The organism is Klebsiella sp. CB_Kp196 (genome assembly GCF_040061575.1).
GTDB classification, from domain to species: Bacteria; Pseudomonadota; Gammaproteobacteria; order Enterobacterales; family Enterobacteriaceae; genus Klebsiella; species Klebsiella michiganensis.
Window position 1 is genome coordinate 19,808 of sequence record NZ_JBEAFH010000082.1, and the last position, 15,597, is coordinate 35,404.

Annotated in this window: 16 protein-coding genes; 8 read left to right on the forward strand and 8 right to left on the reverse strand. The window is 52.9% G+C overall.

Annotation, left to right across the window (positions count from 1 at the left end; translation table 11 throughout):
- Positions 1–73 precede the first annotated feature (73 nt).
- Positions 74–724 carry a multidrug efflux transporter transcriptional repressor AcrR gene (acrR, locus tag ABLU87_RS28120; RefSeq protein ID WP_014228208.1) on the reverse strand — a complete coding sequence of 217 codons (651 nt, stop codon included), beginning with the start codon at positions 722–724 and terminating at the stop codon, positions 74–76.
- A gap of 142 nt (positions 725–866) precedes the next feature.
- On the opposite strand from acrR, the gene acrA reads away from it, so the two are divergent.
- The 5 genes from acrA (at position 867) to maa (ending at position 7,060) form a co-directional block, all read left to right on the forward strand.
- Entirely contained in the window at positions 867–2,060 is a 1,194-nt protein-coding gene (gene acrA, locus ABLU87_RS28125) for a multidrug efflux RND transporter periplasmic adaptor subunit AcrA (protein ID WP_004136054.1), read from the forward strand.
- A 22-nt stretch (positions 2,061–2,082) separates the two neighbouring features.
- Positions 2,083–5,229 (forward strand): multidrug efflux RND transporter permease subunit AcrB, encoded by a 3,147-nt coding sequence (gene acrB, locus ABLU87_RS28130; protein WP_014228207.1) that lies wholly within the window; start codon positions 2,083–2,085, stop codon positions 5,227–5,229.
- 482 nt (positions 5,230–5,711) lie between these two features.
- The gene (gene tomB, locus ABLU87_RS28135; protein ID WP_025107145.1) at positions 5,712–6,086 is read left to right on the forward strand and encodes an Hha toxicity modulator TomB; all 375 of its coding nucleotides are present in this window, start codon (positions 5,712–5,714) and stop codon (positions 6,084–6,086) included.
- 26 nt (positions 6,087–6,112) lie between these two features.
- The gene (locus tag ABLU87_RS28140; RefSeq protein WP_004099646.1) at positions 6,113–6,331 is read left to right on the forward strand and encodes an HHA domain-containing protein; all 219 of its coding nucleotides are present in this window, start codon (positions 6,113–6,115) and stop codon (positions 6,329–6,331) included.
- 162 nt (positions 6,332–6,493) lie between these two features.
- Positions 6,494–7,060, forward strand: coding sequence for a maltose O-acetyltransferase (gene maa / locus ABLU87_RS28145; protein ID WP_064357999.1), 567 nt, complete (start codon positions 6,494–6,496; stop codon positions 7,058–7,060).
- Here the strand turns inward: maa and ABLU87_RS28150 are convergent.
- Positions 7,032–7,166 carry a hypothetical protein gene (locus ABLU87_RS28150; protein WP_224243896.1) on the reverse strand — a complete coding sequence of 45 codons (135 nt, stop codon included), beginning with the start codon at positions 7,164–7,166 and terminating at the stop codon, positions 7,032–7,034. The two genes, maa and ABLU87_RS28150, sit on opposite strands and share 29 nt — an antisense overlap.
- A gap of 20 nt (positions 7,167–7,186) precedes the next feature.
- On the opposite strand from ABLU87_RS28150, the gene ABLU87_RS28155 reads away from it, so the two are divergent.
- On the forward strand, positions 7,187–7,657 hold the full coding sequence (locus tag ABLU87_RS28155; RefSeq protein WP_004848329.1) for a YlaC family protein: 471 nt from the start codon (positions 7,187–7,189) through the stop codon (positions 7,655–7,657).
- Here ABLU87_RS28155 and ABLU87_RS28160 read toward each other — a convergent pair.
- Positions 7,632–9,086, reverse strand: coding sequence for a PLP-dependent aminotransferase family protein (locus ABLU87_RS28160; protein ID WP_122117330.1), 1,455 nt, complete (start codon positions 9,084–9,086; stop codon positions 7,632–7,634). The two genes, ABLU87_RS28155 and ABLU87_RS28160, sit on opposite strands and share 26 nt — an antisense overlap.
- 101 nt (positions 9,087–9,187) lie before the next feature.
- Here ABLU87_RS28160 and ABLU87_RS28165 point away from each other — a divergent pair, with 101 nt between their 5' ends.
- On the forward strand, positions 9,188–9,886 hold the full coding sequence (locus tag ABLU87_RS28165) for a GNAT family protein (RefSeq protein WP_048261453.1): 699 nt from the start codon (positions 9,188–9,190) through the stop codon (positions 9,884–9,886).
- Here ABLU87_RS28165 and ykgO read toward each other — a convergent pair.
- From ykgO to ABLU87_RS28180, 3 genes are all read right to left on the reverse strand, one after another.
- Positions 9,883–10,023: a type B 50S ribosomal protein L36 gene (gene ykgO, locus ABLU87_RS28170; protein ID WP_003859006.1), complete on the reverse strand. Its 141-nt coding sequence runs from the start codon at positions 10,021–10,023 to the stop codon at positions 9,883–9,885. The genes ABLU87_RS28165 and ykgO overlap by 4 nt on opposite strands.
- Complete coding sequence (locus ABLU87_RS28175; RefSeq protein WP_004848323.1) at positions 10,023–10,286, reverse strand: type B 50S ribosomal protein L31; 264 nt, start codon at positions 10,284–10,286, stop codon at positions 10,023–10,025. Before ABLU87_RS28175 ends, ykgO begins: the two co-directional genes overlap by 1 nt.
- A gap of 112 nt (positions 10,287–10,398) precedes the next feature.
- On the reverse strand, positions 10,399–11,472 hold the full coding sequence (locus ABLU87_RS28180) for a LacI family DNA-binding transcriptional regulator (protein WP_009653595.1): 1,074 nt from the start codon (positions 11,470–11,472) through the stop codon (positions 10,399–10,401).
- Positions 11,473–11,741: 269 nt separating this feature from the next.
- On the opposite strand from ABLU87_RS28180, the gene ABLU87_RS28185 reads away from it, so the two are divergent.
- A complete protein-coding gene (locus ABLU87_RS28185) occupies positions 11,742–13,013 on the forward strand; it encodes a maltoporin (protein WP_014228201.1) in 1,272 nt (423 codons plus the stop codon).
- 123 nt (positions 13,014–13,136) lie between these two features.
- On the opposite strand, the gene ABLU87_RS28190 is transcribed toward ABLU87_RS28185, so the two are convergent.
- Together ABLU87_RS28190 and ABLU87_RS28195 are read right to left on the reverse strand one after the other, a co-directional pair.
- A complete protein-coding gene (locus ABLU87_RS28190; protein WP_025107149.1) occupies positions 13,137–13,451 on the reverse strand; it encodes a glucose PTS transporter subunit EIIB in 315 nt (104 codons plus the stop codon).
- 65 nt (positions 13,452–13,516) lie between these two features.
- The gene (locus tag ABLU87_RS28195; RefSeq protein WP_048261447.1) at positions 13,517–15,574 is read right to left on the reverse strand and encodes a beta-galactosidase; all 2,058 of its coding nucleotides are present in this window, start codon (positions 15,572–15,574) and stop codon (positions 13,517–13,519) included.
- Between the last annotated feature and the right edge of the window lie 23 nt (positions 15,575–15,597).

The window sequence follows — 15,597 nt, forward strand, 5'->3', positions numbered from 1 at the left end:
AGAATAGCACTTCTGTTATCGCGCGAATAGCGGCGGACAGCAGGAAAAATACCCCTTTTGTCCGCGAGGATACTTAAGCTTCCGCGCCTTCAGAACTGCGCAGAGAGGGGCACAATTGATACATTTCAAGCAGCGTTTCGACATATGCCCGCGCTTCATGCTGCAGATCGAAAGCGTTGGGCGCCAGCAGCCAGTTCTCCATCAGGCCAGAAAGATAGCTGCGCATTAAAATCGCCGCCCGCCGGGTGAGTAAATTGGCGGGCAGCATCTTCGCCGCAATGCACTCGTTTAATGTCTGCTCGATACGATCGTAGCTCTCAAGGCATAAACTTCGCTGCGCTTCTTGCAGCGTGACCATCTCTCCGACGAACTCGCATTTATGGAAAATGATTTCCATCATCAAGCGCCTGCGTTTTTCTGTCACCGTTGCTTCAAGGATATACACTAAGATCTCTCTGACAACTGACAGTGGATCGTTGGGGAATTTTGCCCGATACTCAACTTCGAGATCGTTGATGTTGGCTTCTGAAAGCACCCATATTTCATTAAATAAATCTGATTTATTTTTGAAATGCCAATAGATAGCGCCCCTCGTCACACCGGCCTCTTTTGCAATTGCGGCCAGCGAGGTGGATGATACGCCTTGCTGCGAAAACAGACGCAGAGCAACATCCAGAATATGTTGCCGGGTCTCAAGCGCCTGTTGTTTGGTTTTTCGTGCCATAGGTCGATGAGTTTACAGAGGTTACGTTTACATACATTTGTGAATGTATGTACCATAGCATGACCATAATAGAAACACAGCAGTGGGTTTGTGGTCGATTGAGCCACTGAACAATTTGAAATTGGACACTCGAGGTTTACATATGAACAAAAACAGAGGGTTAACGCCTCTGGCGGTCGTTCTGATGCTCTCAGGCAGCTTAGCGCTAACAGGATGTGACGACAAACCGGCTCAGCAAGGAGCCCAACAAATGCCGGAAGTCGGTATTGTGACGCTCAAATCCGCTCCTCTACAAATTACTACCGAACTGCCAGGCCGTACCAGCGCCTATCGCGTTGCGGAAGTTCGTCCTCAGGTCAGTGGCATTATTCTTAAACGTAACTTCACCGAAGGGAGCGATATCCAGGCAGGGGTGTCTCTTTATCAAATCGATCCGGCGACCTATCAGGCCACTTATGAAAGCGCGAAAGGCGATTTAGCCAAAGCGCAGGCCGCGGCAAATATGGATCAGCTGACGGTTAAACGTTATCAGAAACTGTTAGGCACTAAGTACATCAGTCAACAGGATTACGATACTGCCGTCGCGACCGCGCAACAGAGCAACGCTGCCGTGGTTGCCGCCAAAGCAGCGGTTGAAACCGCGCGCATTAATCTGGCCTACACCAAAGTCACCTCGCCAATCTCAGGCCGCATTGGTAAATCCGCGGTCACGGAAGGTGCTCTGGTGCAAAACGGCCAAACCACCGCCCTGGCGACCGTGCAACAGCTGGATCCTATCTATGTTGACGTGACGCAATCGAGCAACGATTTCCTGCGTCTGAAACAAGAGCTGGCCAACGGCAAGCTGCAGCAGGAAAACGGTAAAGCGAAGGTTGAGCTGGTGACGAACGACGGTCTGAAATACCCGCAGAACGGTACGCTGGAGTTTTCTGACGTCACCGTTGATCAGACCACCGGTTCTATCACGCTGCGCGCCATTTTCCCGAACCCGGATCACACTCTGCTGCCGGGGATGTTCGTCCGCGCGCGTCTGGAAGAAGGCGTCAACCCGGATGCGCTGCTGGTTCCTCAGCAGGGCGTAACCCGCACCCCGCGCGGCGATGCCAGCGCGATGGTCGTCGGCGAAGGTGATAAAGTCGAAGTTCGCCAGATTACCGCCACTCAGGCTATTGGTGATAAATGGCTGGTCACCGAAGGGCTGAAAACGGGCGATCGCGTCATCATCACCGGTCTGCAAAAAGTCAGACCAGGCGTGCAGGTAAAAGCGCAGGAAGTCGTTTCTGACGATAAACAGCAAGCCGCAGGCAACGCTCAGTCAGAACAACCCAAGTCTTAACTTAAACAGGAGCCGTTAAGACATGCCTAATTTCTTTATCGATCGCCCCATATTTGCGTGGGTGATCGCCATTATCATCATGCTGGCTGGGGGGTTATCGATCCTCAAGTTGCCGATAGCGCAATATCCGACGATTGCGCCGCCGGCAATTTCCATTACAGCCATGTACCCCGGTGCCGATGCTGAAACCGTGCAGAACACCGTGACCCAGGTTATCGAACAGAACATGAACGGTATCGATCACCTGATGTACATGTCTTCTAATGGCGACTCCACCGGTACAGCAACCATCACCCTCACCTTTGAATCCGGTACCGATCCGGATATCGCCCAGGTACAGGTTCAGAACAAGCTGGCGCTGGCAACGCCGCTGCTGCCGCAAGAAGTTCAGCAGCAGGGTATTAGCGTTGAAAAGGCATCCAGCAGCTTCCTGATGGTTGTCGGCGTTATCAATACCAACGGCACCATGAATCAGGATGACATTTCTGACTATGTTGCCGCCAACATGAAGGATTCGATTAGCCGTACCAGCGGCGTCGGTGACGTACAGCTGTTCGGTTCCCAGTACGCGATGCGTATCTGGATGGATCCGAACAAGCTTAATAACTTCCAGCTGACGCCGGTTGACGTGATCAGCGCCCTGAAAGCGCAGAACGCCCAGGTCGCAGCCGGACAGTTAGGCGGTACTCCACCGGTGAAAGGTCAGCAGCTGAACGCCTCCATCGTGGCGCAGACCCGTCTGACCAATACTGAAGAGTTCGGCAACATTCTGCTGAAGGTTAACCAGGATGGTTCCCAGGTGCGTCTGCGCGATGTCGCGAAGATTGAGCTGGGTGGCGAAAGCTACGACGTCGTTGCGAAGTTTAACGGTCAGCCCGCGTCCGGTCTGGGTATTAAGCTCGCGACCGGCGCGAACGCGCTGGATACCGCCAACGCCATTCGTGCCGAACTGAAGAAAATGGAACCTTTCTTCCCGTCAGGCCTGAAGATTGTTTACCCGTATGACACCACCCCCTTCGTGCAGATCTCCATTCACGAAGTGGTGAAAACGCTGGTTGAAGCCATCATTCTGGTGTTCCTGGTGATGTACCTGTTCCTGCAGAACTTCCGCGCAACGCTGATTCCGACTATCGCCGTGCCGGTCGTACTGCTGGGGACGTTCGCTATCCTCGCGCTGTTCGGCTTCTCGATAAACACCCTCACCATGTTTGGTATGGTGCTCGCCATAGGCCTGCTCGTGGATGATGCCATCGTGGTGGTAGAAAACGTCGAGCGTGTAATGGCCGAAGAAGGGCTACCGCCGAAGGAAGCTACGCGTAAATCAATGGGCCAGATTCAGGGCGCGCTGGTGGGTATCGCGATGGTGCTTTCCGCGGTATTTATCCCGATGGCCTTCTTCGGCGGTTCTACCGGTGCGATTTACCGTCAGTTCTCGATCACTATCGTTTCCGCGATGGCGCTGTCGGTACTGGTGGCACTGATTCTGACCCCGGCGCTCTGCGCCACGATGCTGAAACCCATCCAGAAAGGCAGCCATGGCGCCACCACCGGCTTCTTCGGTTGGTTTAACCGCATGTTCGATAAGAGCACGCATCACTACACCGATAGCGTAGGCAACATCCTGCGCAGTACCGGTCGTTATCTGGTGCTGTACCTGATCATCGTGGTAGGCATGGCCTGGCTGTTCGTTCGTCTGCCAAGTTCGTTCCTGCCGGACGAAGACCAGGGCGTTTTCCTGAGCATGGCGCAGCTGCCTGCTGGCGCAACTCAGGAGCGTACTCAGAAAGTTCTGGATGAGATGACCGACTACTATCTCACCAAAGAGAAAAACAACGTTGAGTCGGTATTCGCCGTAAACGGCTTTGGTTTCGCGGGTCGTGGGCAAAACACCGGTATCGCGTTCGTTTCTCTGAAGGACTGGAGCCAGCGTCCGGGCGAAGAGAACAAAGTTGAGGCGATTACCGGTCGCGCAATGGGGTATTTCTCGCAGATTAAAGACGCAATGGTCTTCGCCTTTAACCTGCCGGCAATTGTTGAACTGGGTACCGCAACGGGCTTTGACTTCCAGCTTATCGACCAGGCGGGACTGGGCCATGAAAAACTGACCCAGGCACGTAACCAGCTCTTTGGTATGGTCGCGCAGCATCCTGACGTCTTAACCGGCGTGCGTCCAAACGGACTGGAAGATACTCCGCAGTTCAAAGTGGATATCGATCAGGAAAAAGCGCAGGCTCTTGGCGTGTCTATCAGCGACATTAACACGACGCTTGGCGCAGCATGGGGTGGTAGCTACGTCAACGACTTCATTGACCGCGGTCGCGTGAAGAAAGTGTATATCATGTCTGAAGCGAAATACCGTATGCTGCCGGAAGATATCGGCAACTGGTACGTACGCGGCAGCGATGGACAGATGGTGCCCTTCTCCGCCTTCTCGACTTCACGCTGGGAATACGGCTCGCCGCGTCTGGAGCGTTACAACGGTCTGCCATCAATGGAAATCCTCGGCCAGGCGACACCGGGCAAGAGTACCGGTGAAGCGATGAACCTGATGGAAGAGCTGGCGGGTAAACTGCCTGCGGGTATTGGCTATGACTGGACCGGTATGTCTTATCAGGAACGGTTGTCAGGCAACCAGGCACCAGCGCTGTACGCTATCTCGCTGATTGTCGTCTTCCTGTGCCTGGCGGCGCTGTATGAAAGCTGGTCGATTCCGTTCTCGGTCATGCTGGTTGTTCCGCTGGGGGTTGTGGGTGCGCTGCTGGCGGCTACCTTCCGTGGATTAACCAACGACGTCTACTTCCAGGTTGGTCTGCTGACCACCATCGGCCTGTCGGCGAAGAACGCGATACTTATCGTTGAATTCGCCAAGGACCTGATGGATAAAGAGGGCAAAGGCCTGATCGAAGCCACGCTGGAAGCCGTTCGTATGCGTCTGCGTCCGATTCTGATGACCTCGCTGGCGTTCATCCTTGGGGTCATGCCGCTGGTTATCAGCTCCGGCGCAGGCTCCGGCGCGCAGAACGCCGTCGGTACTGGCGTAATGGGTGGGATGGTGACCGCGACGGTGCTGGCGATTTTCTTCGTGCCGGTGTTCTTCGTGGTGGTTCGCCGCCGCTTTAGTAAGAAAAATGAGGATATTGAGCACAGCCATCCGGTTGAGCATCATTAATCTCTCTCCTCTCAGGGCCGCATTTGCGGCCCTTTTCTTTTGTTCCTCGTTAAAACGCACGGATTGTTATTGTCTAATTTATAAGCTGAGATATAATATTTAATGATGAGTCGCGGTGCTTATCTCCATTTTTTTTCCACAATTTTCTTTCCTGCGCCCCTAACTCAGAATATTCTTAATCACTGATTTTATGTATGGTTGTCTCTCTATAACGGCTAAACGCGTCGGCTAACCTGATGAAATATAAGGTCAGTATTCGTTTTTTCCGATCGGGATAACGGCACGATATAATAAAGTCCGAGGCATTGAAGATAAAAGGACGCTGATAATTGTAATTTTTCGTAATAGCACGATGAAATCTTTTTAAGAGTGGATTATAGTTAAACAGCAAGATTACAATGTATGTGTCAGGTCTGTTAGTCGTGTTCATCCCACAACGGTGTCGATAATCGTCGTTTAAACCACTCAAAAGGGGATGCGTTATGGACGAATACTCGCCAAAAAGACATGATATTGCGCAGCTTAAATTTCTCTGCGAAACCCTGTATCATGACTGTCTTGCAAACCTGGAAGAGAGCAACCACGGCTGGGTTAATGACCCGACCTCGGCTGTCAATCTTCAACTTAATGAATTGATCGAGCACATTGCCGCGTTCGCACTTAATTATAAAATTAAGTACGCCGAGGATAATAAGCTGATTACCCAGATTGACGAATATCTGGATGACACTTTCGTCTTGTTCAGCAACTACGGCATTAACAGCGCAGATCTGCAGAAATGGCGTAAATCTGGCAATCGGTTATTCCGCTGCTTTGTCAACGCCTGTCGGGAAAACCCGGCCAGTCTTTCTTGTTAGTATTATTACAATCAAAAGGTGAATTTATGTCTGATAAAACATTAACCAAAATAGACTATTTGATGCGTTTACGACGCTGTCAGACAATTGATACGCTGGAGCGCGTAATTGAAAAAAATAAATATGAACTTTCCGATAATGAACTGGCGGTATTTTACTCAGCGGCCGACCATCGTCTTGCTGAGCTGACGATGAATAAACTGTATGACAAGATCCCCCCTTCAGTCTGGAAATTTATCCGCTAGTTTATTTCAAATGAAAGTCATACATCTCGTGCCGAAAACGCCCCTCTCTCGTGATGATAATAAGTGTGACAGTGCTCACAGATGTTGGCTCAATGCGAATATGAAACCGGTTTCTTTTTTATACTATGGCGGCCTAACGATAAGGAAATAAGGAAAGCCTCCATGAGCGAAGAGAAACAAAAAATGATTGCCGGCGAACTGTATCTGGCAGGTGACGCCACGTTGAAAGCCGATCGTCTGCGGGCCAGACAGCTGCTGCACCGCTACAATCATTCGGCGCCTGAAGAACGTGAATTAAGAAACGCATTACTTTCTGAACTGCTTGGGCACGCGAGTGACGCGTATATCGAACCCACATTTCGCTGTGACTATGGCTACAATATCTTCCTCGGCAAAAATTTCTACGCTAACTTTGATTGCGTCATGCTTGACGTCTGTCCAATTCATATTGGCGATAACTGCATGCTGGCGCCGGGCGTGCATATTTATACCGCTACGCATCCCCTTGACCCTGTCGACCGCAATAGTGGTCAAGAGTACGGAAAACCCGTCACCATTGGCCACAATGTGTGGCTTGGCGGCCGGGCAGTGATTAATCCAGGCGTCACTATCGGCGATAATGCCGTGGTGGCGTCGGGGGCCGTCGTAGTAAAAAATGTGCCGGCAAACGCCGTCGTCGGCGGAAACCCGGCACGGATAATCAAAATGCTGGAGAGCGAAAAACGGTAACTGTTATGCTTTTCTGCAACCAATCTGTTACTTTCCCCATGGATTTACGCAACATAAAATAGTCTTCAGGCTGAGCCCGGTTTGTCACGCCTGGATACGGGCTCATGGCAGAATTTGGGGAATAAGATGACAGAAATACAGCTGCTGCTGAAGAGCACCATTGATGAGCTTAATGTGAAAGAGAAGCGCGACAACCGTCCGCGCTTTAGCATTAGCTTTATTCGCAACCATCCATGGCTTTTTGTCGCCATGTACGCGGCTTTCCTGGCCACGCTTATTGTGATGCTACGTTCCGAAACGCTGGTAGATTCTGTCTGGCTGTTAATTGTGTTATTTGTTCTGCTAAACGGTTTCTTCTTCTTCGACGTCTACCCGCGCTATCGTTATGAAGATATTGACGTTCTTGATTTCCGCGTGTGCTACAACGGTGAGTGGTACAACACCCGATTTGTCCCTGACCAGCTGCTTGAACGCATCCTGCAATCGCCACGCGTCGGCGGCGAACAAAAGGCGCAGCTACAAAAAATGATCGCCACCAAAGGCGAACTCTCCTTTTACGATGTGTTTTCTCTTACCCGCGTCGGTCCAGCGCAATAAGACGGTTCAGCGTCCGTACCGCAGCCATAAAATGCGAGGCGGACGTATTACCGTAGCCCAGAACAAAGCCGCTTCGCGCCGTTTTTACATCGAGGTAAAAACGGCTTAACGCCCCGGGTGCCAGCTGAAACCGCCGGGCCTGCTGCACAATCGCCAGGTCATCCACGTTGTCGATAGCAACGGTCAGGTGCAGGCCCCCCTCGCCGCCAAACAGTTCATAAGGATGCCTGAGCTCTTGAGCCAGAATCTCCCGCAGCTGCTGCTGACGTTTACGGTATAAACGGCGCATGGCGGCTAAATGACGTGCGTAGTGCCCCTCCTCAATGAACAACGCCAGCGCCCTCTGTTCGGCCCGATGGCCTCCGCGTAATAGCGAACCAATGGCGCCACGTGCGGCCTCCGCCAGCGCGGGAGGCATCACCATAAAGCCAATGCGCAGCGCCGGAAATAGCGTTTTGCTAAATGTCCCAAGATAAACCACCGGCGCCTGCCTGGCCATCCCCAGCATGGCCGGAATGGGCTCACCGCTGTAGCGAAACTCGCTGTCGTAATCATCTTCAATAATCCAAGAATCATGCCGTCGGGCATACTCCAGTAGCGCCAGTCGCCTCCCGGCGCTCATCACTGCCCCGCAGGGGTATTGATGGGAAGGTGAAGTAAAGATCAATCGCGGCGCTTCACTATCATTATGACTATCAAAACGCATCCCTTCATGATCAACCGGCACGCCCTCTATATGAAGTCCGGATTTGAGAAAGATGCTTTTTGCTCCCGGATAGCCGGGTTCTTCTACCCATGCCGTATCGCCAGCGACGCTCAGCAAATGCGTGCATAAATCGACGCCTTCCAGCGCACCTTCCGTAATCACAATCTGGCTGGCTTCACAGCGGATCCCCCGCGAGAGCGCAAGGTGGCGGGCAATGGCTTTTCGCAGTACGAGCTCTCCCTGCGCATCGCCGTAGCCCAATAATGCGCTTCCCTCTTCACGCAGTACGCGATCCAGGAGCCGACGCCAGATGGAAAGCGGAAAGTAGTTAACCGCAGGCATTCCCGGCGTAAAGAGCAGCGTGGGTGAATCACGATGGATTGCCGCCGGTAATCCCTGTAAGTATTCAGGGAGCACAATATGGCGCGCCTCAACGTCCCCCTCTCCCTGAGTTCCTAAAGGCGCGACGGACGTCCCCTGGCGGCTACGTAATAAATACCCCTCTATCGCCAGCTGCTCCAGCGCGCCGTTGACGGTGTTGCGCGACAGTCCCAGACGCTGGGCCATGGCGCGCGAGCCGGGTAAACGGCTATCACCTGCCAGCGCCCCCTGCAAAATCGCCTCGCGTAGTGTCTGATAGAGCGTACGCTGCAGGGTTCCACCTCCCCTGCCGCGCAGGGCCTGCTCCAGTAAAGCAAAAAAAGCATCATCCGGAATATTCATCATCGCTCCTCATGGCACCCTAAAAACATACTCCTGTGGTTCTTTTTATGGAACCAACAAGCGCCTAATCTCGCAGCATTCACCTGCCAAAGGAAAACCTCATGAGCCATCTTAATCAATTCGATCAACCCGTTGGCGCAGCCCTGCCCGACTGGCTGCCCCGTCCGCATCCTGAAAGGTTGAATCTGCAGGGCCGCCTTTGCCGCCTTGAGCCATTGCGCTCCACGCACGCCGGTGCGCTGTTTGACGCCCATCGGCTGGCCCCGGACACCCGAAGCTGGACGTGGCTGCTGCGTGAGCCGGATAACAGCGTAGAGGAATACCGCGCGTGGATAGAGCACGTTTCCGGGCAGGCCGATCCCATTCACTTTGCCGTGATAGATCAACGGACAGACCAGCCCGTCGGCTCACTGGCGCTGATGAGAATCGATGCTAAAAATGGCGTTGTTGAAGTCGGCCACGTTCACTTCTCGCCTTTACTAAGCCGGACGGCGATGGCCACCGAGGCTCAATGGCTGCTGATGCATTATATTTTTGCAACGCTCGGCTATCGTCGCTACGAGTGGAAATGCAACAGTTTGAACGAGCCTTCACGCCGGGCGGCGCTGCGGCTGGGATTTCAGTATGAGGGGCGTTTTCGTCAGGCGCTGGTGATAAAGGGCCACAACCGCGATACCGACTGGTTTTCGATTATCGATTCCGAGTGGCCGCAGATTGACAAGGCAATGCAGCAGTGGCTGGCCGCCGACAACTTTAGCGCCGACGGCCGGCAGTTACGAACGCTGGAGAGCTTCCGTTAACGTCTCTTCTTGCGCCCCTGGACGGCCTTAAAGCGAGGATTACTTTTGCAGATAACGTACAGCCGCCCTTTACGCTTGACGATCTGGCAATCCGGGTGGCGCTGTTTCGCGCTACGCAATGAGTTGAGCACCTGCATTATTTACTCCTTTTCGCATCAATAAAACCGCCGAAGCGCTGGCGGAAACGCGCGGTGCTGCCTTCATTGTTGAAGGCCTTCTGTTTGCCGGTGTAATACGGATGCGATTTGGAGGAGACATCGAGCGTTACGTAGGGATACGTCTCGCCTTCCAGCTCAATTTCGCGCTCGGTACGGATCGTTGATCCGACTTTGAAGTATTCATTGGCGCTGGTATCGTGAAAAACCACCGTACGATAATGCGGATGAATATTGGGTTTCATAGCGACCTCAATCATTACGTTATAACATAACATTATGGTACGCCGGGTGAATACAAAGATCAACCCTGAGAATGGAAGGGGCTAAAGGGCGGCGCAGGCCGCCCGTTGCGGATTAAGGATTAAGCTGATGCGCCAGCGCTCTGAGCTGTTCGGCAATAGACTGCAGGTTTTTACCCGGCTCCGTTTTTGGCCCGGTAGAGTGGCGCACGACCAGACGAGCCGGAAGGATAGAAGAAGTATGAGATGTCTCGCGATCGCCGCTATCGAGAAGGCGCCGGACGGCCTCTTTTCCTTGTAAATCAAGATCCAGCGAAACGGTGGTGAGCGCCGGGTAAAAGAACGAACTCTCATAGGTGTCATCATAACCAATAACCGATTTTTCCCCCGGAATCGGCACCTGATGTTGGTGAAACGCGCTCAGTACGCCCAGCGCCATCTGATCGTTACCCACCAGAACGGCGGTAAAGTTTGGCGTCTCCCGCAGCATTTGCAGCGCGCCGGCATAGCCGCTCTGCGCATCCCAGTTACCGCGAATCACCGTGACCGGCTGCAGGCCATATCCCTCAAGGGTCTCAATCCAGCTTTTCAGACGCAGTTTGGCCGATACCGAGCTTTCCGGGCCGGCTAGCAGCGCGATCTCCCGATGCCCCATTTCATAGAGATATTTGACGCTGGCCCGGGTGCCGTCAGCCGGGTTAAACGAAACGTTAAACACGGAGCTGTAGGGGTCAACATCTAAAAACAGACAGACGATATCATCGTTATCAGCGGCAATTTTTTGAGCCAGTTCAGTCTCCAGCGGCACGTTGATGATGACCTTATCTACCAGCTGAGACTTAAGTTCATTAATGGAATCTTGAATACTTTGGTTGACGCTCTCATCAATCATAGAGATGAGCACCTGATAGCCTTCCACATTCGCATAGCGTTTTACCGCAGCAGCCACCTGAGAAGGCGCGTGCAATGCGAGGGAGATGGTGACCAGGCCCACGGTGCGGCTTTGCTTTCCTACCAGCTGCTGCGCCAGGCGGTTTGGGACATAGCGCAGCTCCTCAATGGATTTCTCCACCTTGCTGCGTGTGGCTTTGGATACATTAGCAGATTTATTGAGTACCCTGGACACGGTCTGATAGGAGACGCCCGCATGGCGAGCAACGTCTTCTAAGGTCGCGCTTTTAGACTTCATAGTCCGGTTCCTTATGTTGTTATCCCTGGATTGTAACAGGGGCAATGTGAAAAAACGCTCATCGCCGCGTCCCCCGAACCACAATCATCACAAAAAGTATTACGCTCACAATACAACAAATTGTGAATGGACTCACTAGTCGTAATAAAACCCGCCAATTTATTTGCAGTTAATCACACTATAGCGATCATTTAATTGCCTGAATTCGGGTTTAGGCATTTTATGACATCGGTTATGTGAACGTAATACAAAACAATAAGAGGATAGACATGAACACTACGCTGCGCACACTCTCCGCTGCGTTGGCCGCTGCGCTGATTTCACCATCCGTGTTTGCTGCTTCCGCCACGCTTCCGGGTATCGATTTTCATGGCTATATGCGCGCCGGGGTTGGGGTCTCCGGCGACGGTAGTCAGGCCGAATGGCAAAAAAACAAAATTGGCCGTCTGGGTAATGAGTCCGATACCTACGGCGAGCTGGAGCTGGGATCAGAGGTCTATAAGAAGAATGACGTTAGCTTCTATCTTGATAGCATGGTCAGCATGGTCTCTGACGGTTCTAACGATAACGAAACCACGCTCGATGATGATGCCCAATTCGGCCTGCGCCAGCTCAACCTGCAAATCAAAGGGCTGGTCCCCGGCGATCCGAACGCGGTCATTTGGGGCGGTAAACGCTACTACCAGCGCCACGATCTCCACATCATTGATACCAAATACTGGAACATTTCCGGATCCGGTGCCGGGATCGAAAACTATACGCTCGGCCCGGGGGCCGTTTCATTTGCCTGGATCCGCGGAGATGCCAATGACGTCGACTACCGCGTCGATGGCGATAGCAACGTCAACATTAACTACCTCGACCTGCGCTACGCAGGCTGGAAGCCGTGGGCCGGTTCGTGGACCGAATTTGGTATCGACTACGCGATGCCGAATACCACTAAAAAGCAGGACTCCTACGGTGGTCTATACGATGCTGAAAACGGCGTCATGCTAACCGGTGAAATCAGCCAGGATATGCTGGGTGGTTACAACAAAACGGTGCTGCAGTACGCAAACAAAGGGCTGGCGCAGAACATGGTTTCCCAGGGCGGCGGCTGGTACGACATGTGGAACTACGTCAATGACGCCACCGGATACCGCGTGATTAATACCGGTTTAATTCCGATTACCGAAAAGTTCTCCATTAACCACGTTCTCACCTGGGGCTCCGCGGACAACATCACCGATTACACGGATAAAACGCGCATGCTGTCGCTGGTGGCTCGCGGGCAGTATCAGTTCACCGAATACGTGCGCCTGATTGGCGAAGTGGGTGGCTTTTACCAAAAAGATAGCTACAAGAACAATACTGATTATAAGCAGGCCGGTGAGAAATATACCATCGCGCTGGGCCTGGCCGATGGCCCTGACTTTATGTCTCGCCCGGAACTGCGCATTTTCGCTTCGTATCTGAATGACTCTGAAAACGGTAAACCGTTCGAAGATCAAACTGCCAATAATACGTGGAACTTTGGTGTACAGGTCGAGGCCTGGTGGTAGTCGTCATTTAACTGTTTTATCTCCAGCTGTAAGGTCGTTAATTACCCTCCGGTAATCATTATTGCCATTGAATGCTTTGTTTTCTTTTCGGGATAACTCATTATTGCGTTATCCCGTTTTATTTTATTTACGGCTGGCAAAGTGTTCGTCAAGTAATTGACGCAAAGCATCCGACTGTTTACCGAAAATAGCATGCACCTGCTGCCCAAGGATAATAACGCCAAGCGCTCCCTGCTGCTGTAGCGCCTGAGAGTCAACAATCGACAGATTATTCACCGTGACGCGTAAGCGGGTGATACAGGCGTCAACGTTGACAATATTCGCCTCGCCGCCAAAAGCCTGAATTAAACGTTCAATCTGTTGTTGTTCCGCCGGGCTTAACGTTACCGCCGGACGAGACTGGGAGAAATAATTCAGAAAGGATTTTAAACTCACCATAATAGACTCCTGATAAGCAGATAAAAAAACGCCTGCTCTTGCGAGCAGGCGTGGATAGAGAAAAATTACGCGTGACGGCTGAGAATGCGGCAATCCCACGCTTTTAAGGTCAACGGCGCGTTCAGTGCCGCGCCGGTGAGGCTGTCCTGATAGCCCTGCGGTAAGGTCACCTGCTGCTGCTGCGCGCTGTAGTTTTGCAGGAACACGTAGGTGGTCTCACCGTCCGTCCGTGCGGTCGCCACCACGCCCGGCGGGAAATCGGCTGCCACCGCACGCGGCAGCGACAGCTCTTTACTTATGGCGGTGAAGAAGTCCCGCTGGAAAGCCAGATCGTTGCGCGAAGCGACGTGCCAGGCCTTACCTTTACCCACGTGATTGACGGTAACCGCCGGTCTTCCCGCGTAAAAATCATCGCGGTAGGTCGCCAGCGGCTGCGCCGTTTCGGCATGGATCAGTTCACACAGATGGCGTACCTGATACGGTCCCTGCAGGCCCCCTTCATTGCCCGCCAGCCCCTGTACCAGGTTGCGTTCGCCGTCGTTCAGGCAGTCAATCTCTTCCGCCCAAATGCCCAGCAGTTTACGCAGCGGGCCCGGGAAACCGCCGAGATGGCAAAGGTCGGATTCGTTAACAATACCCGTCCAGTATGTTGTAACTAAATGACCACCGTTAGCCACAAACGCTTCGGCGCGTTCGGCAAATCCCTCACGAACCATATACAGCATTGGCGCAATGACCAGTTGATAAGCGCTCAGGTCAACGTCAGCATCGATAACATCAACCGCAATCCCCTGCTCCCAGAACGGACGGTAATGTTCGTTGACGGTATTTTCATACTCCATACCGAGATTTCGCGGCCCCTGTGCATCATCCAGCGCCCAGCGGTTTTGCTGGTCGAAGATAATCGCCACTTTCGCATCCGTCCGGCAGCCCACGACGCCCGGCAGCTGGCTTAACATCTCGCCGAGCGCCGTCACTTCACGACCCACGCGCGTATCCAGATGACCGACATGATCGATAATCGCGCCATGAAACTTCTCAACCGAACCGCGGCTCTTACGCCACTGGAAGTACTGCACCGAATCCGCGCCGTGCGCCACCGCCTGCAGAGAAGAGAGAATATGCATTCCCGGTTTCTTCAGCTTACTGGTCAGCTGCCAGTTGGTCGCGCTCGGGGTGGATTCCATTAACACAAACGGTTTGCCGCCCTTCAGGCTGCGCATCATGTCATGATACATAGCGGTGTAGCAGGCCAGCGTGGTTTCATCTTTATCACGGTGCCACATGGGGTAGCTGTCCCATGAGATAAAGTCCAGCACCTGCGCCAGCTGCCAGTAGTCGTAATCGTAGAAATACTCCATAAAGTTGGTTGTTACCGGCAGCGCAGCATTTGCCGCTTTCAGCGGCGCAATTTCGTGGCGGCAGAAGTCCGTCACCTGAGCGGTATTAAAGCGATGCCAGTCCAGGTTCAGACCATGAATGGAGACTTCCCCCTGCGGGGCCGGAGATTCGATCTGCGACCAGTCGCTGTAGGTGTGGCTCCAGAAGGTGCTCCACCAGGCGTGATTGAGGTTATCCAGCGTTTCATAGCGCGCTTTCAGCCAGTCGCGGAAACGCTCCTGGCACAGGCTACAGTGGCACTCTCCTCCGTATTCATTGGAGATATGCCAGCCCAGCACCGCCGGATGCTGCGAGTAGCGCTCCGCCAGCAGGGAATTTATTTTCAGGGTTTTATCACGGTAGACCGGCGACGACATACAGTGATTATGACGTCCACCGTGCAGCGCAGGCACCCGATCGCGACCGACGCGCAGGACCTGAGGATATTTCTGCGACATCCAGGCCGGGCGCGCGCCGCTTGGGGTCGCGAGAAAGACATGAATGCCGGCGGCATAGAGTTTATCCAGAATACTGTCCAACCAGCCAAACTCAAATACGCCTTCCTGAGGTTCAAGTTTCGCCCAGCTAAATATCCCTACCGACATAACATTACATTTTGCCTGCTGCATCATGGCAATATCTTTATCGATAATATCGGGATAGTTCTCCCACTGCTCCGGGTTATAGTCGGCGCCATGCAATAGCGCATTGACCTTCGGACTCAAAGGCGCAAATTTTTTCATAATAAACATCCTGAAGTGTAAAG

What these genes read in the sequence shown, in the direction of transcription:
- ABLU87_RS28160 (WP_122117330.1), bottom strand. Translation starts at nt 9,086, where the DNA reads ATGAATATTCCGGATGATGCTTTTTTTGCTTTACTGGAGCAGGCCCTG.
- acrB (WP_014228207.1), top strand. Translation starts at nt 2,083, where the DNA reads ATGCCTAATTTCTTTATCGATCGCCCCATATTTGCGTGGGTGATCGCC.
- ykgO (WP_003859006.1), bottom strand. Translation starts at nt 10,023, where the DNA reads ATGCAGGTGCTCAACTCATTGCGTAGCGCGAAACAGCGCCACCCGGAT.
- acrR (WP_014228208.1), bottom strand. Translation starts at nt 724, where the DNA reads ATGGCACGAAAAACCAAACAACAGGCGCTTGAGACCCGGCAACATATT.
- ABLU87_RS28180 (WP_009653595.1), bottom strand. Translation starts at nt 11,472, where the DNA reads ATGAAGTCTAAAAGCGCGACCTTAGAAGACGTTGCTCGCCATGCGGGC.
- ABLU87_RS28190 (WP_025107149.1), bottom strand. Translation starts at nt 13,451, where the DNA reads ATGGTGAGTTTAAAATCCTTTCTGAATTATTTCTCCCAGTCTCGTCCG.
- ABLU87_RS28150 (WP_224243896.1), bottom strand. Translation starts at nt 7,166, where the DNA reads ATGAGCCCGTATCCAGGCGTGACAAACCGGGCTCAGCCTGAAGACTAT.
- tomB (WP_025107145.1), top strand. Translation starts at nt 5,712, where the DNA reads ATGGACGAATACTCGCCAAAAAGACATGATATTGCGCAGCTTAAATTT.
- acrA (WP_004136054.1), top strand. Translation starts at nt 867, where the DNA reads ATGAACAAAAACAGAGGGTTAACGCCTCTGGCGGTCGTTCTGATGCTC.
- ABLU87_RS28185 (WP_014228201.1), top strand. Translation starts at nt 11,742, where the DNA reads ATGAACACTACGCTGCGCACACTCTCCGCTGCGTTGGCCGCTGCGCTG.
- ABLU87_RS28175 (WP_004848323.1), bottom strand. Translation starts at nt 10,286, where the DNA reads ATGAAACCCAATATTCATCCGCATTATCGTACGGTGGTTTTTCACGAT.
- ABLU87_RS28195 (WP_048261447.1), bottom strand. Translation starts at nt 15,574, where the DNA reads ATGAAAAAATTTGCGCCTTTGAGTCCGAAGGTCAATGCGCTATTGCAT.
- ABLU87_RS28140 (WP_004099646.1), top strand. Translation starts at nt 6,113, where the DNA reads ATGTCTGATAAAACATTAACCAAAATAGACTATTTGATGCGTTTACGA.
- ABLU87_RS28155 (WP_004848329.1), top strand. Translation starts at nt 7,187, where the DNA reads ATGACAGAAATACAGCTGCTGCTGAAGAGCACCATTGATGAGCTTAAT.
- maa (WP_064357999.1), top strand. Translation starts at nt 6,494, where the DNA reads ATGAGCGAAGAGAAACAAAAAATGATTGCCGGCGAACTGTATCTGGCA.
- ABLU87_RS28165 (WP_048261453.1), top strand. Translation starts at nt 9,188, where the DNA reads ATGAGCCATCTTAATCAATTCGATCAACCCGTTGGCGCAGCCCTGCCC.